Here is a 25,355-nt window from a genome sequence, read left to right on the forward strand (position 1 = left end):
TCAATGCCCAGCTAGGGACCTGTCATGGCCCGCGCGCGCGTCCTCCTTCTCAATGCCGCCCTCGGGCCGCTGGACTACCGCGTGCCGCGGGAGATGTCGGCGCCGGTCGGGTCGATCGTCGTGGCGCCGCTCGGGCCGCGACAGATGGTTGGCGCCGTCTGGGACCCGGCGCGGATGCCGTCGGACGCGGAGGTGGGCGACAACCGGCTGCGCAACATCCTGGCCGTCTGCGACGTCCCGCCGCTGCGTGAGCCGCTCATGCGACTGATCGAGTGGACCGCGGACTACTATCTCGCGGCGCCGGCGTCGGTGCTTCGGATGGCGCTGGCATCCTCCGCCGCCCTCGAAGGCGCGCGGACGGTGGTGGAGTATCGACCGACCGGCGTCGTACCCCCGCGCCAGACGCCGCAGCGCACGCAGGCGCTGGAGCGGATCGACGGCCGCCAGGGACTTGTTCGGGAGCTCGCGACGATTGCGGGCGTGTCCGACGGGGTCATCCGCGGGCTGGTCAAGGCGGGTGCGATCGAACCGGTCGAAGTGGCGCTGGACAGCCTCTTTCCCGCGCCCGACCCCGACCACCACCAGCCGGATCTGTCGGTTGCGCAGGCCACGGTTGCCGCGCGGCTGGTGGCGGCGGTTGGCGCGCACGCATTCGCGCCCATCCTGCTCGACGGGGTAACCGGGTCGGGGAAGACCGAGGTCTATCTGGAAGCGGTGGCGGCGGCGATCCGCGACGGGCGGCAGGTGCTGGTGCTGCTGCCCGAGATCGCACTGACCGAGCCGTTCCTGAAGCGCTTTGCGGAGCGCTTCGGCGCGGCGCCGGTCGCGTGGCACAGCGACCTGCGCCAGTCGCAGCGCAGGCGCGCCTGGCGGGCGGTGGCGGCGGGCGAGGCGAAGGTGGTGGTGGGCGCTCGCTCCGCGCTGTTCCTGCCCTTCGCCGACCTTGGCCTGATCGTCGTCGACGAGGCGCACGAGACGAGCTTCAAGCAGGAGGACGGCGTCGCCTACCACGCGCGGGACGTGGCGGTGATGCGCGGCCGGTTCGAGGAGGTGCCGGTGGTGCTTGCCTCCGCCACGCCGGCCATCGAGACACGCCAGCAGGTCGCGCTCGGCCGCTACGAGGCACTGGTGCTGCCCGCGCGTTTCGGCGGAGCGGCGATGCCGGACATCGCTGCGGTGGACATGACCGCGGACCCGCCGCCGCGGGGGCGTTGGCTGGCGCCCACGCTGGTGCGGGCGGTGGACGAGACGCTGGCGCGGGGCGAGCAGGCGCTGCTGTTCCTCAACCGGCGCGGCTATGCTCCGCTGACGCTCTGCCGGCATTGCGGGCACCGTTTCCAGTGCCCCAACTGCACGGCATGGATGGTGGAGCACCGTTTGATCCACCGGCTGCAATGCCATCATTGCGGCCATCTGGAGCCGCCGCCGCGCCGCTGCCCGGAATGTGGCGAGGAAGACAGCCTGGTTGCCTGCGGCCCGGGGGTGGAGCGCATCGCCGACGAGGTCGCCGCGTTGTTCCCCGGTGCGCGGGCCGCAGTCGTCACGTCCGACACCATCACATCGCCGGCGCGGGCGGCCGAGTTCGTCGCCCGGATGGAGCAGGGCGAGATCGACATCGTGGTCGGCACCCAACTGGTCACGAAAGGATATCACTTCCCCAACCTGACGCTGGTCGGCGTCGTCGACGCGGACCTGGGCCTTCAGGGCGGTGACCTGCGCGCAGCCGAGCGGAGCTTCCAGCAGATCGCGCAGGTCGCCGGCCGCGCCGGCCGCGCCGAAAAGCCCGGACGCGTGCTGGTGCAGACCCACGACCCCGGGGCGCCGGTGATCCGCGCCCTGGTGAGCGGCGACGCGGAAGGCTTCTACGAGGCGGAAACCGAATCGCGGCGGGAAGCGGGCGCCCCGCCCTTCGGCCGCTTCGCCGCGATCATCGTGTCGGCGGAGGACAAGGCCGCAACAGCCGACGTGGCGGAGCGGATCGCCCGCGCCGCGCCGCAGGTGGAGGGGATGGCCGTCTACGGCCCGGCGCCCGCTCCGCTCGCCATGCTGCGCGGTCGTCACCGGCAGCGCCTGCTGGTGCATGCCCGTCGCGCGCTGGACGTGCAGGACGTGCTGCGCGACTGGTTGGGCAGCGTCGACTGGCCGACCTCCGTCCGCGTCGCGGTCGACGTCGACCCCTACAGCTTCGTCTAGGGAACACCGCCTCATTGCCGGCGATCCAGGCGCGCGCCTCCGCGTCGCCGCTTTCCGCCGCGCGCTCGATCATGCGGCGGCCGCGTGCCTCGTCCCGCTCCACTCCGCGGCCGGCGAGGTACAGCAGGCCCAGCCGGTAGCGTGCCGCGGCCAGACCGGTGCGGGCGTTGGCGTTCGGCATGAGCATGACGTGCCCTGCCGTCTGCCCGACCGGCGGCACATAGATCGCCGTGGTCGGAGGGATGTCGGCGGCGGCAGCGGCGTAGAGGGCGGCGGCGCGCGCCGGATCTGCGTCGACGCCCTCCCCCGCCTCATAAAGCCTGCCGAGCAGCAGCTGGGCCAGCGGGACACCGCGTTCCGCATCGCAGATCAGGCGGCCAAGCGGCTTGCCGGATCGCACGGCGGCCTCGCACCCCGCCGTCTGCCGCGGTGTCGTGCAGGCCCCGCAGAGGACGGCCAGGGCGGCCAAGGCAATCAGCACTTCATGTCGTTTTCGGCAGGTCCCCATCCGCCTCACGTCGACACAGTTCGGCTTTCATGTCGAGCCCCCAGGCATAGCCACCCGCGCTGCCGTCGCCGCGCCTCGCACGATGACAGGGAACGAGGACCGCGACCGGGTTCGCCCCGCAGGCGCTGCCCGCAGCACGGCTGGCATCGGGGCGACCGGCACGGGCCGCGAGCGCAGCATAGCTGACGCTCTCCCCCGGCGGAACGCGAGCAAGCTCCCGCCACACTGCTTCCTGAAAGGCGGTGCCGCGCAGATCGAGCGGGAGCCCGTGCGCGGCCGCGGGCATCTCGACGGCTGCAACCGCGCGGGCAAGCAGATCCTCCATATCCGGGCCACCGGCCTCCACCACAGCGTGCGGGAAGCGGCGTCGCAGCGCGGCCTCATCCTCGCCGAAGGTCAGGCGGCAGATGCCGATGTCGGTGGCCGCAAGGAGCATGGGGCCGAAGCTGGTGGCGGCGGTGGCGAAGCGGATGCGCTCGCCAGCGGCACCGCGTCGCCGCACGGAGGGCGCCATTCCCAGACGATCCGTCGCCGCCGCATAAAGCCGGCTGGGTGCGCCGAAGCCCGCGTCATGCACGGCGTCGGTCACGGTTCCGCCCCCATCCAGCACGGTCGCGGCCCGCGCTGCGCGGAGCGAGCGGGCATAAGCCGCAGGGGTGGTGCCCATCGCGCGGGTGAACAGCCGATGAAAATGATGCGGCGCATAGCCGACCGCCGCAGCGAGTCGATCCAGCGTCAACGGCTGGTCCGCCGATCCGATCAGCGCCGCCGCCTTCGCCACGGCGGCATCGTCGCGCGCGGCGCCATCGGGTCTGCAGCGCAGGCACGCCCGAAATCCGCCCGCCTGCGCCTCCGCCGAGGAGGCGAAGAAGCGGACATTGTCAGCGCGCGCATGTCGCGCCGGACAGGAGGGGCGACAGTAGATGCCGGTCGAGGTGATCGCCACCACGAACCGGCCGTCGGCTTTGCGGTCGCGGGTCTGGTACGCGGTCCAGGCCGTCTGCTCGTCGATCGGTGTCATGCCCGATGTCTAGCGGCCCCCGCGCCGTTCCGCCTCCCCCGGCTTGCTTTCAAAAGAAAAACGCCGCCGGTCCGGGCTGGACCGACGGCGTCTTGCCAAGCTTCGCTACAAGATCAGGCGAGGAGCGAGGCGGTCCGGCTGCGGCGGCGGGCGACGCCACCGACCAGGCCGAAGCCCGCAATCATCATCGCCCAGGTTGCCGGCTCCGGAACCGGAGCAGCCGCCGTCGTGGCGATGTTGTCGACTTCGAACGCGTTGTTGGCTGACGCCAGGATCAGCCCCGTGATGCGCTCGCCAGCCGTGGAGGTGAAGCGGAAGCGACCATTGGTGCGGTCTTCCACCTGGTTGCCGTCAGCCGGGCCGGCCACCAGCTCAGTGCCGGTGAACGCCTGGGTGGTGCCATCGGCAAACTGCAGCGTCAGCGTGTTGAAGCTGTCGAGCGAACCGATGTCGATGCTGAACGACGACAGGCCGGCACTGCCGAAGTCGATGTTCGCCACGCCGTCGGTCAGGACGGACAGATAGCGCGAGTTGTCACCGGCACCGGGGGCGGCACCCTGAGAATTCGTGCCCGACTGGAAGATGAAGTTGGTGCCCGTGACGGACCCGTCATTGGCGGCCGAGTTGAAATCATAGGTGATGGTTTCGGTCGGCAGGAGGGCATCGGAGCCCGGAACGAAAACAAAGGTGGCGGCCTGAGCCGAGCCACCGAACGCCGCGAGGGCCACGGCCGCCGCAAGATACTTCTTCATACGCTCACTCCCCTGAGGACTCACACAAGCCCCGGTTGCGCGCAGATTGACCCCACACGCGTGCGACCCGAGACGATGCTTAAATCCACGTTAAGGACGATCGTTCCCGCCAAAATTGTGCGCTGCGGCAAACCGGGGCGAGTTGTTGCAGCGCAGCGACGAGACGAGACTGATCGCGCGGGATCACCGGAACCGGCGACGCGTTCAGAGTGCGAGGAGAAGCCGGAATGACCGAACGTCGCAGCGATGGCGAGCACAAGCCCGAGCCGAGCCATGGTCCGGATGAAGAAGGCGAGGTCCCGCTGCCGGAGCACGCGCATGACGACGACCGGGCGGCGTGGGTCCACAAGCGCGGGAGCGACAAGCGACCTGTTGACGACCGCTAACGAGTGGTCGGGCGCTTCTCCAGCGCATCGGTGAAGCGCCGCAGCCACCAGGCGACATTTTCGGTGGTGACGTTGTGCATCATCGCTTCCCACCGGGCGGTGCGCTCCCCCCGCCGCATCGTCAGCGCCTGGCTGATCCCGTCGGCGATGTCATCGGAGCTGTACGGATTGACCAGCACCGCATCCTTCAGCTGCGCGGCCGCCCCGGCGAAGCGGGACAGGATCAGCACGCCGGGATCCTCCGGGTCCTGCGCGGCCACATATTCCTTCGCGACCAGGTTCATGCCGTCGCGAAGCGGCGTCACCAGGCCGATCTTGGCAGCGCGATAGATGCCCGCGAGCTTCGCACGGGGATAACCCTGGTTGACGTAGCGGATGGGCACCCAGTCGATGTCGGCATAATTGCCGTTGATGCGGCCCGAGAGCGCATCGAGGGTGGAGCGGATGGCCTGGTAGCTTTCCACCTCGCCGCGTGACGGCGGCGCGATCTGCAGCAGGAACACCTCGCTATGCTGTTCCGGGTTGTTGGCGAGGAAGCGTTCGTAGCCGAGGAAGCGCTCCTCCAGCCCCTTTGAGTAGTCGAGCCGGTCGACCCCGACGATGAGGTCGCGCCCGGTCGCGCTCTGCTTCATGCGATAGCGGGAGTAGCGCGCCGCCGGCGACCGGGAGAGCTCGGCGAATTCCTCACCATCAATGCCGATCGGACAGGCGAGGACGCGGAAGCTGCGTTCGCCCAGGCGGTATTCGCCGTCTGCATTCGGCTCGAGGCCGAGCTCGGTCGAGAGGTAATGCTCGAAATTGTTCAGCCATTCCTCCGTCTGGAAGCCGATCAGATCATAATCGAACAGGCTTTCGACCAACGTGCGGTGGCTGGGGAGCGACAGCAGCAGCTGGGTGGGCGGCCAGGGCGTGTGCAGGAAGAAGCCGATGCGATTGCGCACACCGAGCTGGCGGAGGTCGCGCCCGAGCGGGAACAGGTGGTAGTCGTGGACCCAGACGAGGTCGTCGCCCTCGATCAGCGGCGCGAAGATGTCGGCGAACCGCTGGTTCACCCGCTCATATCCGCCGGCGAACTCGCGCTCATGCTCCGCCAGGTCGGTGCGGTGATGGAGCAGCGGCCACAACGTCCGGTTCGCAAAGCCGTTATAATATTCCTCGACGTCCTGTTCCTCGAGGTCGATCGTCGCGGTGGTCACGCCGGCAGCGGTCTGCATCCGGATGTCGCCGGTAAAGACATCGGTGGTCTCCCCGGACCAGCCGCACCAGATGCCGTCATGTTCGCGAAGCGCGGAGGCCAGCGCGACGGCGAGGCCGCCCTGGTTGGCGGGTGCGGTGTCGGCGGGCGGCTGGACCCGGTTCGAAACGATGATGAGACGGCTCAACGAACAGCACTCCACGGTTTGCTGAGCAGGACGGCGCAGTTGATCAATCCGACCAGCGAGTAGGTCTGCGGGTAGTTCCCCCACAGTTCGCCGGTTTGCGGATCGATGTCCTCCGACAACAGCCCGGCTGCGGTGCGCCGTTCCAGCATCTCCTCGAACAGCTGACGTGCATCCGCGATGCGGCCGGTGGCGTGCAGCGCCTCGATCAACCAGAAAGTGCAGACGTTGAACGCGGTGTGTGGAAGGCCGAAATCATCCTCGCTGGCGTAGCGCAGCATGTGGCTGCCGCGTCGAAGGCCCTGCTCCACCGCCACCAGCGTGCCGGTGAAGCGCGGATCGTCCGGGGCCAGGAAGCGGAGGTCGAGCAGCTGGATGATGCTGGCGTCCAGATCGTCTCCGCCAAAGGTCGCGGACATGCGCCCGGTGTCGGGGCGCCAGGCCTGCTCCTCGATCACGCGCCGCATGGTGGCGGCGCGCTCCGCCCAGAAGGCCCTCCGATCGGCCAGTCCGAGAACATCGGCCGCGTTCGCGAGCCGGTCGCACGCCGCCCAGCACATCGCCGCGGAATAGGTGTGCACATGGCTTTTGGTGCGCAGTTCCCACAGCCCGGCGTCCGGCTTGTCATAGACGGCCCAGGCACGCTCCCCGACATCCTCGAGCGCGCGGAAATCCTCTATGCCGGCGACGCGCAGCAGGCGATGGTCGAAGAACGCCTGCGCGTTGGAGAGTACGATCTGGCCGTAAGCGTCGTGCTGGATCTGCTCATAGGCCTGGTTGCCGACACGCACCGGCCCCATGCCGCGATAGCCGTCGAGCCCGGCTGCCTCACGCTCCACCAGGGTTGCCTCACCGCCGACGCCGTAGAGCGGCTGGATGTGCCCGCCCTTCGCATTGTCGACGATGTTGCGGAGATATTCGAGATAGCCTTCGAGCACGTCGAGCGCACCAAGGCGGTTGAGCGCCTGAACCGTGTAGTAGGCGTCGCGGATCCAGCAGTAGCGATAATCCCAGTTGCGGCCGCTGTCGGCATGTTCGGGGATCGAGGTGGTGAGCGCCGCGACGATGGCGCCCGTTTCCTCATGCTGGCAGAGCTTCAGCGTGATGGCGGATCGGATCACCGCTTCCTGCCATTCGGGTGGCGTCGCGAGCCCGCGGGCCCACCGCCGCCAACTGTCGACGGTGCGGTCAAGCATCGTCTCCGTGGCGGCCCGCACATCGTCCGAAAAGCTCTCGTCCGGGCCGAGGAAGAAATGCAGCGGCCGTTCGACGCGGAAGAGCCGTTCGTCCTCGATCCAGCCAACGGCAGCGCTGGTCGTGAGGCGCAGCACCTGATCGCCCAGGAGGTAGCGGATATGGTTGGATCCGCGCGTGGTCTTGGCGCGCTCCGCCGCCCAGTCGCGCGCCGGGCGCAGCCGGATGCGGATGCGCGGGCTGCCGGCCACCGGCTTGACGATCCGGCAGAAGGCGACCGGCCGGTAGGCACGTCCGTTGCGGTCGAAGCGCGGGCAGAAGTCGGTGACCTCGATCGCGTTGCCCTCCCCGTCCGTGTGGCGGGTGACGAGCACCGGCGTGTTGCGGCGGTAGTGCTGCGTCGTCTCGACCGTGCCGTCGAGCTCGATCTCCCAGAAACCGTAGGCGCCTTCGCCGGCGACCGGACGGCTGTCGAGAAGCGAGGAAAAGCACGGATCGCCGTCGACGCGCGGCGCGCAGCCCCATACGAAGCGGCCGTGCCGGTCGACCAGCGCCGAAACCTGGCAGTTTCCGATCGGCCATAGGTCGAGCGTTGCGGTCATGCTGTCTCCTCAAGCGATTGGGCAAGCCAGTGCCGCACCGCAGCAACGTCGGGCAGGCGATATCGTGCCGCCGTCGGCCGCTCCGCGCCAACAAGCACGCCGAAGCCGCCCCCCGCCCCGGCAGCGGCAAAGCCCGGCTCGTCCGTGACATCGTCGCCCAGGAACACCGGCACGGTGCCGGCAAGCTCCGGGCGCTGGAGCAAGGCGGTGATGGCCGTTCCCTTGTCGGCTCCGTCCAGGCGAAGCTCTGCCATCATCTTGCCGGGCTGGTAGTGGAGGCCCGGTGCCTCCCCGAGCCGGGACGCGAGCGCGACGGCCGCATTCTCCGCATCGGGCGCGAGGCGAAAGTGGAGCGCCACCCCCAGCGACTTGCGCTCCACCAGGACGCCCGATCGATTGGCGGCGAAGTCATCGAAGGCATGTTCTGCATCGGTGAGCGCCTGCGGACGGTCGGGCGTCGACAGACTGCCCTGCCAACGCTCCTCCAGCCCGTGGCTTCCGGCGATCGCGAGCGGCGCGGCCGCGGCGCCCAGCATCTCGTCGAGTTGCGCAACCGATCGGCCGGAGATCAGCGCCACCCTGTTTCCGAAGCGGGTGCCGAGCGCGTCCAGCAGGTCCGTCAGCGCCCGGTCCACAACGACCCCGTCCGGTCGCTCGGCGAGCTCGACAAGGGTGCCGTCAAAATCGAGGAACAGGCTGGCGTCGGACGGCAGCCGGGGCGGGGTCGGAAGATCGGCCATGGCCGCTCATCTAGGGCCGGGAGCCCGCGCGTCCACCCCCGCGCTGCCTGGTCGGCCGGAACCCGCCCCTGTTCCCCCGGTTATCTGCTCGACCCGATCGCAGGAGAGTAGATGATGGCCGACACGACCGCCGTGACCCGCAAACCAAATCTTCTGGCCGGGGCGCTTGCCGGGCTGGCGGCCGGGCTGGTGGCGTCGTTCGCCATGTCGCAGGCGCAGGCCATCGCCGGCAAGCTGGGGCTCGACCCGTCTGCGGACTCCGACGAGGATCCGGCAACGGTGAAGGCCGCCCAGGCAGTGTCGCGATCGGCCCGCGGAATGGAATTGCAGGACCCCAGCAGCAAGGAACTGGCCGGATCGGCTGTCCATTACGTCACGGGCACGCTGCTGGGCGTCGCCTATGGCATTGCGGCCGAGTACCGGCCCGAGACCACCGTTGGCGCGGGAACGGCGTTCGGGCTCGGCACGTCGCTTCTGCTCGACGAAGCCGCGGTTCCCGCCGTTGGCCTGTCGGCACCGCCGACCGAGATCGACGCAGGAACGCATGCATTCGGCCTGGCGTCGCACATCGTTTTCGGCCTCGCAGCGGAAGGCACCCGCAAGCTCGTGCGTGACCTGTTCGACGACTGATCCGTCAGACTCCGAGAAGGTCGGCGGGCAGGACGCTCGCTGACCTCAGGAGCCCTGCGCGTCGCGGCCGAGCGCGATGTAACGCGCCAGGTGGTGGTCCTCGTCCCCCAATTGATGGTCGATCATCACCAGTCGCTTCGCATAATGCGACAGCGGCAGCTCCCACGTCATGCCGATGCCGCCGTGAAGCTGCACCGCTTCCTCCGCCACCATGCGACCGATGCGGCCGGCCGTGTATTTCGCGGCGGCGAGCGCGCGGCTGCGGGCGGAGCTGGTGGGCTCGTCGAACGCCGCGGCCGCGTTGATCACCGCCGACCGGGCCTGCTCGATCTCCAGCAGCAGGTCGGCCATGCGGTGCTGAAGCGCCTGGAACTTGCCGATGGCGACGCCGAACTGCTGGCGGGTCCTGAGGTAATCGAGCGTTAGATCGCGCACGACTTCCATCGCGCCCAGCGCTTCGGCCGACAGCGCGAGCAGACCGGCGTCGGTCGCGGCTTCGATCGCCGCGGCGCCCGCGCCCTCGCCGCCGACCAGCGTTGCGGGTGCCGCATCGAAGCCGATGTCTGCCGATCGTCCGCCGTCGATGTTGGTGTAGCCGCGACGGGTGACCCCGGGGTCGGAGGGGTCGACCAGGAACAGCGAGACGCCGTCCCGCTCACCCGCCTCGCCCGCGGTGCGCGCCGTTACCAGGAGCAGCCCGGCCGCCTCCCCGTGCGGCACCACGATCTTGGTGCCTTCGATCCTCCAGCCGTCGCCGGCGCGATCCGCGCGCACGGCAATGTCGGCAACCTCGTCCGCGCCTGCCTCGTCATGCGCGAAGGCGACGATCGTCTCACCCGCGACGATGGCGGCGAGCCGATCATGATCGCCGGTGACCGCAAGCGCGCGACCCGCCATCAGCGATCCCAAAAACGGCTCCACAACCAGGCCGCGGCCCAGCTCCTCGAACAGAACGGCGATGTCGAAGCCATGCCCGCCAAAGCCCCCCGCGTCCTCGGGGAACAGCGCGCCGGCGATGCCGAGCTCGGCCAGCCTTGCCCAGGCCGCGGGATCGTGGCCGCGCTCGCCATAGGCGGCCTTGTTGCGCGCATCGATCGGCAGCTCGTCCGCCACGAAGCGGCGGAGCGTCTCGGCGATCATCCGCCGATCTTCGCTTTGCTGAAAATCCACCGTCAGAGCCCCAGGATCGCTTTGGTGATGATGCCCTTCTGGATCTCATTCGACCCGCCGAAGATCGACAGCTTGCGGTTGTTGAAATAGCCCGCAGCGGCGGGCGCGGCCTCGTCCGGTCCGATCGGCTCCTCGTTCCAGCCGTCCTCCAGCGCCTCCTCGACAAAGGGGCGGGCATGCGCGCCGAACGCACGCCGGTAGAGATCGGTGATCTCCTGCCGGATGATGGTGCCCTTAATCTTCAGCATCGAGCTTTCGGCACCCGGCGCCCCGCCGCCGGCCGCCGCCGCGATGACGCGCAGATTGGTGGTGGCCATGTTCGCGAGATCGATCTCCACCCGCGCAAGGCGGGCGGCGAACAGCGGATCATCGATGAGCGCGCGACCGCCGCGACGCTGCGTGCGGGCGACCGCCTTCAACTGCTCGAGCGCAGCCTGCGACGCGCCCACGCCGGCGATGTTCGTTCGTTCATAGGTCAGCAGATATTTGGCAATCGTCCAGCCCTGGTTCTCCTCGCCCACGAGGTTCTCAACCGGCACGCGGACGTCGGTGAAGAACACCTCGTTCACCTCGGCTTCGCCATCGAGCAGGCGGATCGGCCGCACCTCGATGCCGGGCGATCGCATGTCGATGAGCAGGAACGAGATGCCATCCTGCTTCTTGCCACTGTTGTCCGTCCGCACGAGGCAGAAGATCATGTCGGCATACTGGGCAAGCGTGGTCCAGGTCTTCTGCCCGTTGACCACATAATGGTCGCCATCGCGCACTGCGCTCGTCTTCAGGCCGGCGAGGTCGGATCCCGCCCCCGGCTCCGAATAGCCCTGGCACCACCAGTCGGTGCCGTCGAGAATGCGCGGCAGCCAGTGCCGCTTCTGGGCGTCCGTGCCGAACTTCAGCAGCACCGGTCCCAGCATGTTGATGCCAAAGGGCAGGATGCGGGGCGCGTAGGCCAGTGCCGCTTCCTCCTCGAAGATGTGGCGCTCCACCACGTCCCACCCGGTACCGCCCCATTCGCGCGGCCAGTGCGTGGCAAGCCAGCCGCGCTCGTTCAGGATCGCGTGCCATTCCTCCATGTCGGCCTTGCCGAGCCGCCGTCCGGTGCGGACCTTGTCCGCCAGTCGCCGCGGCAGCTTGTCCCGCAGGAATTGCTGCACTTCCAAACGGAACGCGGCCTGCTCCGCTGTGTCGTTCAGGTTCATCTCGCCTCCTGCCGGCCGGTCGTGTCGCGGCCGCTTTTGCGCAGATTAGCGGGCGGCGCGGCGCCTGTCGCGAGACTTCGCGCCGGCCGTGGACGACGTAGCGGCAAGCGCGCAGGCACCCACAGCCGACTCGCCGGATGCGGGTGGATCGCGGGCGCAAAAGGCGGCAGGACGGCGGCGGGCAAGAAAAAGGGGAGTCGCATGGACCGTCGCGCATTCATGAGCGGAACCGCGCTCGCAACGGCGGGCATGCTGCTGCCGGCGCGCGCATCGTCGCAGACCCCTGCCCCACCTGCTGTCGGCCGCACCGCCGAAGACCAGCGGCTGCGCCAGATGCTCGACCGCTTCTTTGAACAGCGCGTGGCCGACAGCCCGGAGGCGATGACGCGGCTCGGCACCGATGTCGGCCCGGCTGCCGCGATGCGCCGACAGCTCGACGATCGGTCCGCCAGCGCGAAGGCGGTGGAGGATCGGCGAACGACGGCCGAGCTGCAGCAGCTCCGCACCATCAACCGGGACGCGCTGAGCCCGGCCGGCCGCATCGATCACGACGTCGTCGCCTACCAGCTGGAGCGCAGCGTGGCGGGCCAACGCTACACATTCGGATCCGCGGGCGGCCGATACTCGCCTTATGTGCTCAGCCAGCTGTCGGGCGCCTACCGCGACCTGCCCGACTTCATGGAAAGCCAGCACCCGGTCCGCGATGCCAGCGACGCCGACGCCTATCTGGCGCGGCTGGAAGCCATGCCGGTCGCCTTCGACCAGGAACTGGAGCGACAGCGAGCGGACGCTGCCGCAGGCATCTTCGCGCCCGACTACATCCTGGACACGACGCTGGTGCAGCTCCGCAACCTGCGTGATCGCCCGGCGGCCGAGACGGTCCTCGTCACCGCGCTTGCCGCCAAGCTTTCCGCGGCGAACCTGCCGCCCTCAGCCGCCGCCCGCGCCGCGACCATCGTGGAGCAGGCGATCCATCCGGCGCTCGACCGGCAGATCGCGCTGGTGACGGAGCTGCGCGGACGGGCGACGCATGATGCCGGCGTGTGGCGGCTGCCGCAGGGCGCCGACTATTATGCGGACGCAATCAAGGCGGCGACCACCACCGACTATTCGGCCGACGATGTCCACCGCATCGGGCTTGAGCAGGTCGCCGAGATCGAGGCGCGGATCGACAGCATCCTGCGCGAACAGGGAATGACGGGAGGCACGGTCGGCGCGCGGCTGGTGGCGCTCAACGAGCGACCCGACCAGCTTTTCGCCAACACCGATGCCGGCCGTGCCGAGCTGCTGGCGCAGCTGAACGCGCAGGTGCTCGCGATGAACCGGCGCCTGCCAGAGCTGTTCGGGACGCTGCCGCAGGCGCCTGTCGAGGTGCGGCGCGTGCCGGCGCACATCCAGGCCGGGGCGCCCGGCGGATATTATCAGGCAGCGTCGCTCGATGGGACGCGGCCGGGCATCTACTACATCAACCTGCGCGATACGTTCGACCGGCCGAAGTTCGGGCTGGCGACGCTTACCCATCACGAGGCGACGCCGGGTCACCACCTGCAGGTCAGCCTTGCGCAGGAATCGGACGACATCCCCATGCTGCGCCGGCGCGGCGGCTTTTCCGCCTATTCGGAAGGCTGGGCCCTTTATTCAGAGCAGCTGGCCGACGAGATCGGCATGTTCGAGGGCGATCCGCTCGGACGGGTGGGCTACCTCCAGTCGCTGCTGTTCCGCGCGACCCGGCTGGTGGTCGACACAGGCCTCCATCACAAGCGCTGGTCGCGCGAGCGGGCGACCGATTACCTGATCGCCACCACAGGCATCGCGCGCGGACGCAGCCAGGGCGAGATCGACCGCTACACCGTCTGGCCCGGGCAGGCGACGAGCTACAAGATCGGGCACACCGTCTGGACGCGGCTGCGCGACGAGGAACGCCAGCGGCGCGGCGATGCATTCGACCCGAAGCGCTTCCACCAGGTGCTGCTGCTGGGTGCGATGCCCCTGGCCGTGCTGGAGCGAGTGGTGCGCGAGCAGGCGTGACTGGACGGCGGCGCGGCGATTGGCGATGGGCAACCCCATGACGATCCGCATCCAGCTTAGCCGCCTGCCCCATGGCGAGGGGCTGCCCCTGCCCGCCTACGCCACCGCCCATGCCGCCGGTCTGGACATCTGCGCGGCGGAAAGCCTGACGCTCGCCCCCGGGGCACGCCATGCGGTGGCGACCGGCTTCGCGATCGCCATTCCTCCCGGGCACGAGGTTCAGGTACGGCCGCGATCGGGGCTGGCGCTGAAGCACGGCATCACCTGCCTCAACACACCGGGCACGATCGACGCGGACTATCGCGGCGAGGTGAAGGTCATCCTGGCTAACCTCGGGTCTGATCCCTTCGAGGTGACCCGGGGCGAGCGGATCGCCCAGCTTGTCCCTGCCGTCGTGACACAGGCCGTGTTCGACGAGGTTGACGCGCTCGACGACACGGATCGGGGCGTGGGAGGCTTCGGCTCGACCGGGCGATGACGCTCAGCGACGCGCAGATCGACCGCTATGCCCGCCACCTCGTGTTGAAGGAGGTCGGCGGCGTCGGACAGCAGCGGCTGCTCGGCGCGCATGTGGCGGTGCTGGGCGCCGGCGGCATCGGGTGCCCGGCGATCCAAGCGCTTGCGGCCGCCGGGGTCGGAGGCCTCACCATCATCGACGACGACCATGTCGCCCTGTCGAACCTGCAGCGCCAGACGCTGTTCAGCACCGGCGATGTCGGCAGACCCAAGGCGATCGCGGCGGCGGACGCTGTCGCCCGCCTCAATCCGGACGTTGCGATCAGCGCCCATGTGCAGCGCCTGTCGGCCGGCAACGCCGCGCAGATGCTTGCCGGCGCCGACGTCATCCTGGACGGGTGCGACAACTTCGCGACCCGCCTGCTGGTGGCCGAGGCGGCGCTGGCGGCGGAGGTTCCGCTGGTCTCGGCGGCGGTCGGACAGTTCGAGGGGCAGGTCGCGACATATCGCGGGTGGGAGCCGGACCAGCCCTGCTACCGCTGCTTCGTCGGCGATGATCCGGAGCGGGAGGAAGCAAGCTGCGCCGAACAAGGCGTGATGGGCGCGGCCACCGCCGTGGTCGGCAGCCTTGCAGCAACGGAGGTGCTGCGCGCGTTGACGGGCTTCGGCCGCGATGTGGCAGGCGACCTGTTGCTCATCGATCTCCTCGCATTGCGCTTTCGCACGGTGCGGATCGCGAAGGATCCGGGCTGCCCCTCATGCAGCCGCTGACGCTGGTGGTGCTCGGCCCGGATCCGGACCGGGCGGCGGGCGCGGCGGCGATGGCGGCGGCGGCGGCGGCGCTGGGCGCGGAAACGACGATCTACCTGCACGAAGGCGCTGTTCCACTGGCGACGGGCACGCTGTTCGCGGACGCGCAGGCGCTCGGCGCGCGCGTGATCCTCTGCCAGACGGGGCTGGCGGCGGCAGCGCTCGACCTGTCGGACCTTGATCCGCGGCTCGACAGCGGCGGGCTGGTGGGCCTGTTTGCCGGACTCGGGAACGGACGGCTGGTGGTGGTCTGATCGCCACCACCAGCGCTGAAATCAGGCCTTGCTTGTCTTCTTCGTCGCCGTCTTCCCGGCGGCGGTCTTCTTAGCGACCGGCTTCTTCGCCGACGCCTTGTCCCCCGACTTAGCGGGTTCCGCCTTCTTGGCAGCCGCCTTCTTCGCAGGCGCCTTCCGCCCCTTCTTGGCGGGCGCGGCGGCGGCGCGCGCGTCGATCAGTTGCGCGGCTTCCTCAAGCGTCAGCTGCTCCGGCGCGATGTCCTTCGGCAGCGTCGCGTTGGTGGTGCCGTCGGTGACATAGGGGCCGTAGCGGCCCTCCATCAGCCGCAGCTCGAGCTCCGTCCGCGGATGCTTGCCGAGCTGGCGAAGCGGCTCCCGCGCGGCGCCGCGCTGTGGCCGGCCGCCGCCCGCCGCCGCCTCTGCAAGCTTGACCACGGCGGCGTTCATGCCCGTCTCGAACACCTCCACCGTCGAGGCCAGGCGGGCATATTTTCCCGCATGCAGCAGATAAGGTCCGTATCGCCCGATCGACGCCGTGATCGGCTCTCCCGTCTCCGGGTGGGCACCGACGGTCCGGGGCAGCGCCAGAAGCTTCAGCGCAAATTCAAGGTCGACGTCGGGCGCATCCTTCGGGATCGACGCGCGCTTGGCATCCTTGCCCTCACCGAGCTGAAGATAGGGACCGAACCGACCGGAGCGGCGGCTGACCTCCAGGTCGGTGTCCGGGTCGCGGCCCAGCACCTCGGGCCCGGCATCGCCGCCCGCATCCTCGCTCCCGCCCTGCGCGAAGCGGCGGGTGAACTTGCAGTCGGGATAGTTGGAGCAGGCGACAAACGCACCGAAGCGTCCGCCGCGCAGCGCCAGGCGCCCTTCACCGCAATTGGGGCACAGGCGCGCATCGCTGCCATCCGCCTTTGGCGGGAAGAGGAAGTCCGACAGGAACTCGTCCAGCGCGGCGGTGATCTCGGACGGCTTCTGCTCCATGACCTCGGCGGTCTTGGGCTTGAAGTCGCGCCAGAAGGCATCGAGCACCGCCTGCCACTGCGCCCGGCCGCCGGACACGTCGTCCAGTTCCTCCTCCAGCCCGGCCGTGAAGTCATAACTGACGTAGCGAGCGAAGAAGCGCTCAAGGAAGGCGATCAGCAGCCGGCCGCTCTCCTCCGGCAGGAACCGGTTCTTATCGACCCGCACATAGGCGCGGTCCTTCAGCACCTGGAGGATCGATGCATAGGTGGACGGGCGCCCGATCCCCAGCTCCTCCATGCGCTTGACCAGGCTCGCCTCCGAATAGCGCGGTGGCGGCTGCGTGAAATGCTGTTCGGCGGACACGCCGGTCTTCGCGGGCGCATCGCCCTCAGCCAGCCGCGGGAGACGGCGACTGTCCTCGTCACCGTCGTCGTCGCGGCCCTCCTCGTAGAGCGCGAGATATCCGGGGAAGAGCACAACCTGACCGGTGGCACGAAGCGCATGGCGGCCGGTGCCGTCGACCAGCTCCACGGCGGTGCGCACCAGCCGCGCGGATGCCATCTGACTGGCGAGCGCGCGACGCCAGATGAGATCATACAGGCGCGCCTCGTCGCCGGCGCCGTGCCGATCCTTGCCGAAGTCCGTAGGCCGGATCGCTTCGTGCGCTTCCTGCGCGTTCTTGGCCTTGGTCTGATACTGGCGCGGCTTGTCGGGAACATAGCCGGCGTCGTAGCGCCGCGCGATCGCGCCGCGCGCGGCGGAGATGGCGTCACCGTCCATCTGCACGCCATCAGTGCGCATATAGGTGATCGCGCCCGCCTCGTAGAGCGTCTGCGCCACGCGCATCGTATGGCTGGCGGAAAAGCCCAGCTTGCGCGCGGCTTCCTGCTGGAGCGTGGAGGTGGTGAACGGCGGTGCCGGGTTGCGCGTCGCGGGCTTTGTTTCCACCGAGGACACGGTGAAGCGGCCGGCTTCGACCGCAGCCCTGGCGCGGGCAGCCGTGTCCCCGTCGCCGATCGTCAGCCGCTCGATCTTGTCGCCGTCGAAGCGGACGAGCCGCGCCTGGAAGGTCTGGCCGTCATGCTCCATGTCGGCCGTGATCGACCAGTATTCGCGCGGCACGAAGCTTTCGATCTCGCGCTCGCGCTCCACCACCAATCGCAGCGCGACGGACTGCACGCGTCCGGCCGACTTGGCGCCCGGCAGCTTGCGCCACAACACGGGCGACAGGGTGAAGCCGACGAGATAGTCGAGCGCGCGCCGCGCCCGGTAGGCATCAATCAGATCGGTGTCGAGCTGGCGTGGCCGCGCCATCGCGCTTGTCACCGCAGGCTTTGTGATGGCGTTGAAGGTCACGCGCTGAACATCCTGCGGCAGCGCCTTTTTCTGGCGCAGCACTTCCTGCACGTGCCAGCTGATCGCCTCGCCCTCCCGGTCCGGGTCGGTCGCGAGGATCAGCCGGTCGGCCTTCTTCGCCTCGTCGGCGATGGCCTTCAGCTGCTTGCCCTTGTCGGCGTAGTTCTCCCACTGCATCGCAAAGCCGTCATCCGGATCCACCGATCCATCCTTGGGCGGCAGGTCGCGGATATGGCCGTAGGAGGCGAGGACCCTGAAATCCTTGCCGAGATACCCCTCGATGGTCTTGGCCTTGGCGGGAGATTCAACGATGACGAGCTGCATGGGCGGAGTTTCGATGTCCTTACGTGTACGCGCGAGAGTGGGGATGGGGCAGATGCGTCGTCAAGCAGGTGTCGCAGCCATGGCACTGCTGCTGATCGCCACGTCCGGCGACGCCATCGCTGCCGCGCCCCCGCCGACGCTTGGCTTCGAGGAGGGCATGTCGGCCGAGGAGATCGGCCAGACCATCGCCGCGATCGAAGCTCATCCGGATCAGGCCGACCCCTTCCAGTGGGCGATCGTCGCCGCGCGCGAATTCGAACGGGGGAACCGGCTGCGCGCAACCTTCTGGTTCTACATGTTCCAGATCCGCAGCCGGCCTTGGGCCCGCGCAGACGGGGCGGGCAGCGGCGCCGCGGCGCTCCGCGCATCGTTGAACGCGACGCTTGGGCCGACCGTGAACGCGTGGATCGCAGCGGATCCCGCGATCTGGCAAGATGTCGCAACCCGTGCGATCGCGTTTGAAGCGCGCCTGCCGCTTCATCCGGACCGACCCGAGGGCATGGACGAGGCCGCCTGGCGCCGCCTGGTCGCGGAACAGCGCGCCGCTTATGCCGCAGAAGCGCGCTCCGCCTTCGCCGACCTGGAGCCCGCCGAGGTCGCGCGCGCGCGGCGGGAGAACGGCCTGCCGTCCGGTTCGCTGACGGACCAGGGCCGGCCGCTTGACGAGAGCTGGCGCTAGATCAGGCTGACGCGGCCGCCCGCGTGGCGGTCGAGCCGCCCGGCAAGTTCCAGCTCCAGCAGCACGGTTTGGAAGAGGCGCTGGGCAGCCCCGACAGCCGGATCAGCTCGTCGACCGGCACGGCGACGGGGCCAAGCAGGTCGGTGATCGCCACCCGGTCGGCATCGGCTGCGTCGTCGACCAGGGCAGCGCTGTGGAAAGTCTCGTTGGGTGACGCCACCAGCCCCTCGCCGATCGGCGCCAGCGTTTCCAGGATGTCGGCTGCCGACTGGATCAGCGTCGCGCCATCACGGATGAGGCCGTTGCAGCCCTGCGCACGCGGATCGAGCGGGCTTCCGGGAACGGCCATCACCTCGCGCCCCGCCTCCGCCGCCAGTCGCGCGGTGATCAGCGATCCCGACCGAGGCGCGGCCTCCACCACCACCGTTCCCGCTGCAAGGCCGGCGATGATGCGGTTGCGGTGTGGAAAGTGCCGGGCACGCGGCTCGGTCCCCGGCGGCATCTCCGCGATCAGCAGGCCGCGCGCGGCGATCTCCTCCTGCAGCGCGGCGTTTTCCGGCGGATAGACGATGTCTGCGCCCCCTGCGATCACCGCAATCGTGCCGCCGTCCAGTGCCCCCTGGTGCGCGGCGGTGTCGATGCCCCGCGCGAGGCCGGACACGACCGCCACCCCCGCATCCGCAAGGTCGCGGGCGAGGCCGCGTGCGAAGCGGCAGGCCGCGGCCGACGCGTTGCGCGCCCCCACCATCGCGACCGCGCGCCGCTCCAGCAAGGCGGCATCGCCGCGAAGCGTGAGCACGGCGGGTGCCCCTTCGCTCGCGGCGAGCGCGGCGGGATAATCATGATCGCCAAGGATCAGATAGCGTCCGCCAAGCGCCGCAGTCGCGCGCAGTTCGGCATCGATCAAGCGATCATCGGCGATGCGGGGCGCACGGCCGCCGCCTCGCGCTGCGATCGCAGGTACCGCCTCGAGCGCGGCAAGGGCGCTGCCGAAACGGTCGATGAGCATCCGAAAGCTGACCGGCCCCACATTGGCCGAGCGTGCCAGCCGGATGCGCGCACGCCGCTCCGCCGACAGCGTCATCCGCGGCGGAAGATCACTGGGCGCGCCGCCCGATCTTCGGTTCGGTTCCGGCGACGAGCCGCGCGAGATTGCCGCGGTGCTTCCACAGCACGAGGAGGCCGAGGCCGAGGAACAGCGTCGCGAGATCGAACCGGTTGGCAGCCGCCAGCGCGACGGGAGCGATCACCGCCACGCTCATGCCGCCAACCGACGAGTAGCGCGACAGGAGCAGCGCCGCGATCCAGGTGGCAGCGCAGACGAGCGCCACCGGCCAGCTGAGCGCCGCCAGCACGCCCAGCAGCGTCGCCACGCCCTTTCCGCCGCGGAAGCGCAGCCAGACGGGGTAGAGATGCCCCAGGAAGGCGCCCACGGCACCGAGCAGCGGCTGACCCGCGATCGCCGCTGCCAGCCAGACGCCGCCCGCGCCCTTCAGAGCGTCGAGTGCGAGCGTTGCAGCGGCCAGTGACTTGCGGCCGGTGCGGAGCACGTTGGTGGCGCCGATGTTGCCGGAACCGACCGTCCGGAGATCCTGCGTCCCCGCGAGCCGGGTCAGGACGAGGCCGAACGGGACCGATCCCAAAAGGTAGGACAGCAGCAGCGCGAGCGCCGGCGCCTGCCAGATGATCTCGATCAAGCCCCGGTCCACCCTTTCACCGAGGCGAAATGATCGGTTTATCGCTCTGGTGCAACAGTCTAGTTGACGGCGCCCCCTGCCCGCCGGGCAAGCAACAAGGAGCGCATCGGCCTTGCGTGACGATCAACCGGTGCTGTTCTTCGATTCGGGCGTGGGCGGGCTCTCCGTGCTGGCGCCGACGCGCCGGCTGTTGCCGCATGCGCCCATCGTCTACGCCGCCGACAGCGCCGGATTTCCGTACGGCACCCGTACGGAGGCGGAGATTGCCGCGCGCGTGCCCGCGCTGCTCGGCCGGCTGGTGGAACGCTATCGACCGCGCCTGGCGGTGATCGCTTGCAATACGGCCTCCACGATTGCGCTGGATGCGGTGCGCGCGGCGCTCGACCTGCCCGTGGTGGGCACCGTTCCGGCGATCAAGCCGGCCGCGGCGCTGTCCCGAACACGGGTTATCGGCGTGCTCGGCACCGACGCCACCGTGCGCCAGCCCTATGTCGACCGGCTCGCGACCGAGTTCGCGGCCGATTGCACGATCCTTCGGCACGGCTCCGCCCGGCTGGTGGCACTGGCCGAAGCAGCGCTGCGCGGCGATGCGCCTCCTGCCCACGCGCTGCGGGAGATCCTCGCTGGTCTGCTGGATCAGCCCGGCGGAGATCGGATGGATGCGGTGGTTCTCGCCTGCACGCATTTCCGGCTGCTGGACGCCGCGCTCGCCGCCGCGGCGCCGCGGCCGCTGATGCTGGTCGACGGCGGCGACGGGATCGCCCGGCGCATCGCCCACCTGACGCAAGGCCAGGGATGGCCGGTTGCATCCGCGCAGGGCGCCGCCGTGTTCACCCGGGTGGGAGACGAAGAACGGGCCCTTGCACCGGCGCTCGCCCGGTTCGGCCTGGGTGCGCCCGAGTTGCTCTGAGCCCGTTGAGAGCCGTTTGCACTGGCGTTTCGCACCATCCGGGCCTAGATCGCGGGCACCCGGCACAAGAGTGAGCCTGTTGGACTACGCCCGAATCTTTTCCGATGCGATCGACCGGCTGCACGAGGAAGGCCGGTACCGTGTCTTCATCGATATCCTGCGCAACAAGGGCGCCTACCCGAACGCGCGCTGCTTTGCCGGTCACAATGGGCCGAAGCCGATCACGGTCTGGTGCTCGAACGACTACCTGACCATGGGCCAGCATCCCGACGTGATCGCGGCGATGGAAGAAGCGCTGCACGACGTCGGTGCCGGATCGGGCGGCACGCGCAACATCGGCGGCAACACGCACTACCATGTCGACCTGGAAGCCGAACTGGCCGATCTGCACGGCAAGCAGGCGGCGCTGCTGTTCACGTCCGGCTATGTGTCGAACGAGGCGACGCTCTCCACGCTGGCCAAGGTCCTGCCGGACTGCATCATCTTCTCGGACGAGCTCAACCACGCTTCGATGATCGCCGGCATCCGCAATTCCGGCTGCGAGAAGCGGGTGTGGAAGCACAACGACCTTGAGGATCTGGAGCGGCTGCTGTCGGCTGCTCCGCCCGAGGCCGCCAAGCTGATCGCGTTCGAGAGCGTTTATTCGATGGACGGCGATGTCGCGCCCATCGCCGAGATCTGCGACCTCGCCGACAAATATGGTGCCCTGACCTACCTGGACGAGGTCCATGCGGTCGGCATGTACGGCGCCCGCGGCGGCGGCATTTCAGAGCGTGACGCGGTGGCCGATCGCGTGACCATCATCGAAGGCACGCTCGGCAAGGCATTCGGCGTGATGGGCGGGTACATCGCCGCCGATCGCACGATCGTTGACGTGATCCGCAGCTATGCCCCCGGCTTCATCTTCACGACGTCGCTGTCGCCGGTGCTGGTCGCCGGCGCGCTCGCCAGCGTCCGGCACCTGAAGCGGTCGTCGGTGGAGCGCGAGGCGCAGCAGCGTAACGCACAGCGGCTGAAGGAAGTGTTCGCAGACGCCGGCCTGCCGGTAATGAACAGCGCGACGCACATCGTGCCGCTGATGGTGGGCGATCCGGTGAAGGCCAAGCGCATCAGCGACGTGCTGCTGGCGGAATATGGCTGCTACGTTCAGCCCATCAACTATCCCACGGTGCCGCGCGGCACCGAACGGCTGCGCTTCACGCCCGGACCGTCGCACAGCGAAGAGATGATGCGCGAACTGGCCGACGCGCTGGTGGAGATCTGGGACCGGCTGGAGCTTCGGCTGGCGGCCTGAAGGCCCCTAGCGAACGAGCCAGACGGCGGCGCCCAGCAGGGTCGACAGCCCGATCGATAGCGGCATGCGCAAGCGCATCCACCATGTCGGTGCAAGGCCACGCCGGCGGAAACGCAGATCGATGACCGGCGACACGAGCACAAGCAGCGCCAGCAGCACGGCGCCGTCAGGACCTGTCTGGGCGACGAGCGGCAGCGTCAGGAAGGCGGCGAGCGACGGGAACACGGCGAGCGTCAGATCGGCCCACCCCGGCCGGCGGCCATCCGCCGACGAGAAGCCCCACCAGACGCCTCCGATGAACGAGAAGATCAGCGTGGTGTAGGCGAAGATCGCGGTGAACATCGCCTCCGATGATGCCGGGTCGTCCAACATCATCATCGCCCAGAGGGCTGTGAGCGGTGGAAGAAGCCCAGCAAAGCCGAGCAGCAGAGCGGGGCGCGGAATCGCCAGGGATGCGGTGGTCGCCATATCAGTCCCGGCAGTAGCCCTCCCCGGGCTCCACATAAAGGCAGTCGCGCTTGTCCGCGAGCCACTTCAGCCCCGTGTCGGCGCCGGTCCCCGCCCGCAGCCGGCGGGTCTCGCCACCGCGCTCGAAAACGATCGAGTCGCCGTCGGGGCGGCCGACAAAGGTGCCGCTGTCGTCGAGCGACCAGGTCATCGCCAGATCATAGTCGCCGTCCGGACGAGCGGCGACGTTGAGCACCAGCCCTTCAACGCCGACCCAGCGTCCGACCCAGTCGTCCGTCGGCCGGGCGCGCTCCCCCGATCCGCCGACCAGCTCCGTCTCGGAGGGCGGAACCTCCTCGATATCGGGGGGCGGCAGCGCGTTTGCGGGTGGCAGCGTGTCCGCGTCGGCAGTCGCATTGGGATCGCTGGAGCCCGAGCAAGCAGCGAGCAGCAGGAGCATTGCGGTGGCTATCGGCTTGATCATGGTTAAGGCCTAGCATCCGCAGGCGCGCTGCGCCAAGCGCTCCCCTGCAAGCGGTGGCAATCAGGCGTCCGAGCGCTTAGAGCCTGCCGCATCACGTCACCCGAGTCCAAGAGCCGACCGTCACCATGTCACAGCGCATCGTCATCGCGTCCGATCATGCCGCCGTCCGATTGAAGGCGGACCTGGCCGACTGGCTGCGAAGCGCCGGGCACGACGTGGTGGATCTTGGCCCCGATGACGAACGTTCGGTCGATTATCCAGATTACGGATACCGCCTCGCCCGCGCCGTTGCCGCGGGGGAAGGCCGGTTCGGTGTCGCGCTGTGCGGATCGGGCATCGGCATCGCGATCGCGGTCAACCGTGACCCTGCGTGCCGCTGCGCGCTGGTGTCCGAGCCGCTGTCGGCCCGGCTGGCCCGCAGCCACAACGACGCGAACGTGATCGCCATGGGCGCCCGTCTGATCGGCCTGGAGATGGCCAAGGCCTGCCTCGACGCCTTTCTCACCACCAATTTTCTGGGCGATCGCCACACGGCGCGCGTCGACCAGCTTTCCCACCCCATCCTGCAGGAGCCCGCCGCATGAGCAGCAACGCCGCCTCCGCTTTTCCCCAGCAGCCGCTGGGCTTCTTCACCGACGATCTCGCCACGATCGATCCGGACGTGGCGGCCGGCGTCGCCGCCGAGCTGGAACGCGAACAATATCAGATCGAGCTGATCGCGTCGGAGAACATCGTATCGCGCGCCGTGCTGGAGGCGCAGGGTTCGATCTTCACGAACAAATATGCCGAAGGTTACCCCGGCAAGCGCTACTATCAGGGCTGCGGGCCGTCCGACATTGTCGAGACGCTGGCGATCGAGCGGGCCAAGCAGCTGTTCGACTGCGGCTTCGCCAATGTGCAGCCGCATTCTGGTGCGCAGGCCAACGGCGCGGTGATGCTGGCGCTCACCAAGCCGGGCGACACCATCCTGGGCATGTCGCTGGATGCCGGTGGCCACCTGACGCACGGCGCAAAGCCGGCGATGTCGGGCAAGTGGTTCAACGCGGTCCAATATGGCGTGCGTCGCGAGGACCAGCTGATCGACTATGACGAGGTCGAGCGGCTCGCCAAGGAAAGCCGGCCGCAGCTGATCATCGCCGGAGGCTCCGCCTATCCGCGCGTGATCGATTTCGCGCGCTTCCGGCAGATTGCGGACGATGTCGGCGCGCTGTTCCTCGTCGACATGGCGCATTTCGCCGGGATCGTTGCGGGCGGCCTCCACCCGTCGCCCCTGCCCCATGCGCATGTCGTCACCACCACCACGCACAAGACGCTGCGCGGCCCGCGCGGCGGCATGATCCTCTGCAATGACGAGGCGATCGCAAAGAAGATCAACTCGGCCGTCTTCCCCGGGCTTCAGGGCGGACCGCTGATGCATGCCGTCGCCGCCAAGGCGGTGGCTTTCGGTGAGGCGCTGCGACCCGACTACCGTGGCTATATCGCCGCCGTGGTGGAGAACGCCAAGGTGCTTGCCGCGCGGTTGAAGGAGCGCGGGGCCGATCTGGTCGCGGGCGGCACCGACACGCACCTGGCGCTCGTCGACCTCCGCCCGCTGGGCGTGACGGGCCGCGATGCGGACGAGGCGCTGGAGCGCGCGGGCATCACCTGCAACAAGAACGGCGTTCCCTTCGACCCGTTGCCGCCGATCAAGACGAGCGGCATTCGCGTCGGATCGCCTGCCGGGACCACGCGCGGCTTCGGCCCTGCCGAGTTCCGGGAGATCGGCGACCTGGTCGCCGACGTGCTGGACGGCCTGTCGCGAGCGGGTGAACATGGCGACGCCGCGGTGGAGAAGGATGTGCGGCAGCGCGTTCGTGCATTGTGCGAGCGTTTCCCCATCTATCAGTGAGGCCGA

The 25,355-nt window shown here is 69.1% G+C and carries 23 protein-coding genes and 2 pseudogenes; 12 read left to right on the plus strand and 13 right to left on the minus strand.

The genetic code is table 11. The features are described from left to right. Positions 1-24 precede the first annotated feature (24 nt). Entirely contained in the window at positions 25-2,193 is a 2,169-nt protein-coding gene (locus GGR88_RS15245) for a primosomal protein N' (protein WP_245196452.1), read from the plus strand. Between the two features lie 55 nt (positions 2,194-2,248). Here the strand turns inward: GGR88_RS15245 and GGR88_RS15665 are convergent. From GGR88_RS15665 to GGR88_RS06125, 3 genes and pseudogenes are all read right to left on the minus strand, one after another. Continuing rightward, positions 2,249-2,701 (minus strand): annotated as a pseudogene (locus tag GGR88_RS15665) (hypothetical protein); the annotation flags it as partial. Beyond that, positions 2,676-3,722 carry a bifunctional transcriptional activator/DNA repair enzyme AdaA gene (locus GGR88_RS06120; protein WP_167953688.1) on the minus strand — a complete coding sequence of 349 codons (1,047 nt, stop codon included), beginning with the start codon at positions 3,720-3,722 and terminating at the stop codon, positions 2,676-2,678. The pseudogene GGR88_RS15665 and the gene GGR88_RS06120, both read right to left, overlap by 26 nt. A 113-nt stretch (positions 3,723-3,835) precedes the next feature. Continuing rightward, positions 3,836-4,474, minus strand: coding sequence for a PEPxxWA-CTERM sorting domain-containing protein (locus GGR88_RS06125; protein WP_167953689.1), 639 nt, complete (start codon positions 4,472-4,474; stop codon positions 3,836-3,838). A gap of 227 nt (positions 4,475-4,701) precedes the next feature. Between GGR88_RS06125 and GGR88_RS06130 the strand changes: the two genes are divergently transcribed. Further along, positions 4,702-4,860: a hypothetical protein gene (locus tag GGR88_RS06130; protein ID WP_167953690.1), complete on the plus strand. Its 159-nt coding sequence runs from the start codon at positions 4,702-4,704 to the stop codon at positions 4,858-4,860. On the opposite strand, the gene GGR88_RS06135 is transcribed toward GGR88_RS06130, so the two are convergent. From GGR88_RS06135 to otsB, 3 genes are read right to left on the minus strand one after another with little or no spacing between them, the layout of a single operon-like run. Then, the gene (locus GGR88_RS06135; protein WP_167953691.1) at positions 4,857-6,242 is read right to left on the minus strand and encodes an alpha,alpha-trehalose-phosphate synthase (UDP-forming); all 1,386 of its coding nucleotides are present in this window, start codon (positions 6,240-6,242) and stop codon (positions 4,857-4,859) included. The two genes, GGR88_RS06130 and GGR88_RS06135, sit on opposite strands and share 4 nt — an antisense overlap. After that, the gene (locus GGR88_RS06140; protein ID WP_167953692.1) at positions 6,239-8,035 is read right to left on the minus strand and encodes a glycoside hydrolase family 15 protein; all 1,797 of its coding nucleotides are present in this window, start codon (positions 8,033-8,035) and stop codon (positions 6,239-6,241) included. The genes GGR88_RS06135 and GGR88_RS06140 overlap by 4 nt, the downstream gene beginning before the upstream one ends. Beyond that, positions 8,032-8,775 (minus strand): trehalose-phosphatase, encoded by a 744-nt coding sequence (gene otsB / locus GGR88_RS06145; protein ID WP_167953693.1) that lies wholly within the window; start codon positions 8,773-8,775, stop codon positions 8,032-8,034. The genes GGR88_RS06140 and otsB overlap by 4 nt, the downstream gene beginning before the upstream one ends. A gap of 111 nt (positions 8,776-8,886) precedes the next feature. On the opposite strand from otsB, the gene GGR88_RS06150 reads away from it, so the two are divergent. Beyond that, positions 8,887-9,405: a DUF1440 domain-containing protein gene (locus tag GGR88_RS06150; protein ID WP_245196453.1), complete on the plus strand. Its 519-nt coding sequence runs from the start codon at positions 8,887-8,889 to the stop codon at positions 9,403-9,405. Positions 9,406-9,450: 45 nt separating this feature from the next. Here GGR88_RS06150 and GGR88_RS06155 read toward each other — a convergent pair whose 3' ends face one another. After that, positions 9,451-10,575, minus strand: a complete 1,125-nt coding sequence (locus tag GGR88_RS06155; protein WP_167953694.1) for an acyl-CoA dehydrogenase family protein — start codon at positions 10,573-10,575, stop codon at positions 9,451-9,453. 2 nt (positions 10,576-10,577) lie between these two features. After that, positions 10,578-11,774 carry an acyl-CoA dehydrogenase family protein gene (locus GGR88_RS06160; protein ID WP_167953695.1) on the minus strand — a complete coding sequence of 399 codons (1,197 nt, stop codon included), beginning with the start codon at positions 11,772-11,774 and terminating at the stop codon, positions 10,578-10,580. A 201-nt stretch (positions 11,775-11,975) separates the two neighbouring features. Between GGR88_RS06160 and GGR88_RS06165 the strand changes: the two genes are divergently transcribed. Genes GGR88_RS06165 through GGR88_RS06180 form a run of 4 tightly spaced genes read left to right on the plus strand, consistent with a single transcriptional unit; the run spans position 11,976 to position 15,322 of the window. After that, on the plus strand, positions 11,976-13,802 hold the full coding sequence (locus GGR88_RS06165; RefSeq protein WP_167953696.1) for a DUF885 domain-containing protein: 1,827 nt from the start codon (positions 11,976-11,978) through the stop codon (positions 13,800-13,802). Positions 13,803-13,839: 37 nt separating this feature from the next. Then, positions 13,840-14,280: a dUTP diphosphatase gene (dut, locus tag GGR88_RS06170; protein ID WP_425338465.1), complete on the plus strand. Its 441-nt coding sequence runs from the start codon at positions 13,840-13,842 to the stop codon at positions 14,278-14,280. Continuing rightward, complete coding sequence (locus GGR88_RS06175; RefSeq protein WP_167953698.1) at positions 14,277-15,029, plus strand: HesA/MoeB/ThiF family protein; 753 nt, start codon at positions 14,277-14,279, stop codon at positions 15,027-15,029. Before dut ends, GGR88_RS06175 begins: the two co-directional genes overlap by 4 nt. Then, positions 15,017-15,322, plus strand: a complete 306-nt coding sequence (locus GGR88_RS06180) for a hypothetical protein (RefSeq protein ID WP_167953699.1) — start codon at positions 15,017-15,019, stop codon at positions 15,320-15,322. Before GGR88_RS06175 ends, GGR88_RS06180 begins: the two co-directional genes overlap by 13 nt. 21 nt (positions 15,323-15,343) lie before the next feature. Here GGR88_RS06180 and topA read toward each other — a convergent pair whose 3' ends face one another. Next, positions 15,344-17,950 (minus strand): type I DNA topoisomerase, encoded by a 2,607-nt coding sequence (gene topA / locus GGR88_RS06185; protein WP_167953700.1) that lies wholly within the window; start codon positions 17,948-17,950, stop codon positions 15,344-15,346. Positions 17,951-18,029: 79 nt separating this feature from the next. Here topA and GGR88_RS06190 point away from each other — a divergent pair, with 79 nt between their 5' ends. After that, positions 18,030-18,629, plus strand: coding sequence for a hypothetical protein (locus GGR88_RS06190; protein WP_167953701.1), 600 nt, complete (start codon positions 18,030-18,032; stop codon positions 18,627-18,629). Here the strand turns inward: GGR88_RS06190 and dprA are convergent. Together dprA and plsY are read right to left on the minus strand one after the other, a co-directional pair. Continuing rightward, positions 18,626-19,713, minus strand: a pseudogene (gene dprA / locus GGR88_RS06195) (DNA-processing protein DprA). The gene GGR88_RS06190 and the pseudogene dprA overlap by 4 nt on opposite strands. 13 nt (positions 19,714-19,726) lie before the next feature. After that, positions 19,727-20,326, minus strand: a complete 600-nt coding sequence (gene plsY / locus GGR88_RS06200) for a glycerol-3-phosphate 1-O-acyltransferase PlsY (RefSeq protein WP_209023199.1) — start codon at positions 20,324-20,326, stop codon at positions 19,727-19,729. 112 nt (positions 20,327-20,438) lie between these two features. Here plsY and murI point away from each other — a divergent pair, with 112 nt between their 5' ends. Next, complete coding sequence (gene murI / locus GGR88_RS06205; RefSeq protein ID WP_167953702.1) at positions 20,439-21,236, plus strand: glutamate racemase; 798 nt, start codon at positions 20,439-20,441, stop codon at positions 21,234-21,236. A gap of 79 nt (positions 21,237-21,315) precedes the next feature. Then, positions 21,316-22,530, plus strand: a complete 1,215-nt coding sequence (hemA, locus tag GGR88_RS06210) for a 5-aminolevulinate synthase (RefSeq protein WP_167953703.1) — start codon at positions 21,316-21,318, stop codon at positions 22,528-22,530. 6 nt (positions 22,531-22,536) lie between these two features. Here hemA and GGR88_RS06215 read toward each other — a convergent pair whose 3' ends face one another. After that, a complete protein-coding gene (locus GGR88_RS06215) occupies positions 22,537-23,034 on the minus strand; it encodes a DUF3429 domain-containing protein (RefSeq protein WP_342449731.1) in 498 nt (165 codons plus the stop codon). After that, positions 23,000-23,461 carry a hypothetical protein gene (locus GGR88_RS06220; RefSeq protein WP_167953705.1) on the minus strand — a complete coding sequence of 154 codons (462 nt, stop codon included), beginning with the start codon at positions 23,459-23,461 and terminating at the stop codon, positions 23,000-23,002. Before GGR88_RS06220 ends, GGR88_RS06215 begins: the two co-directional genes overlap by 35 nt. A 125-nt stretch (positions 23,462-23,586) precedes the next feature. Here GGR88_RS06220 and GGR88_RS06225 point away from each other — a divergent pair, with 125 nt between their 5' ends. Continuing rightward, positions 23,587-24,045 carry an RpiB/LacA/LacB family sugar-phosphate isomerase gene (locus GGR88_RS06225; RefSeq protein ID WP_167953706.1) on the plus strand — a complete coding sequence of 153 codons (459 nt, stop codon included), beginning with the start codon at positions 23,587-23,589 and terminating at the stop codon, positions 24,043-24,045. Continuing rightward, complete coding sequence (gene glyA, locus GGR88_RS06230) at positions 24,042-25,349, plus strand: serine hydroxymethyltransferase (RefSeq protein WP_167953707.1); 1,308 nt, start codon at positions 24,042-24,044, stop codon at positions 25,347-25,349. The genes GGR88_RS06225 and glyA overlap by 4 nt, the downstream gene beginning before the upstream one ends. Positions 25,350-25,355 lie beyond the last annotated feature (6 nt).

The sequence above is a fragment of the Sphingomonas jejuensis genome, assembly GCF_011927695.1.
Taxonomy (GTDB): Bacteria; Pseudomonadota; Alphaproteobacteria; order Sphingomonadales; family Sphingomonadaceae; genus Sphingomonas_K; species Sphingomonas_K jejuensis.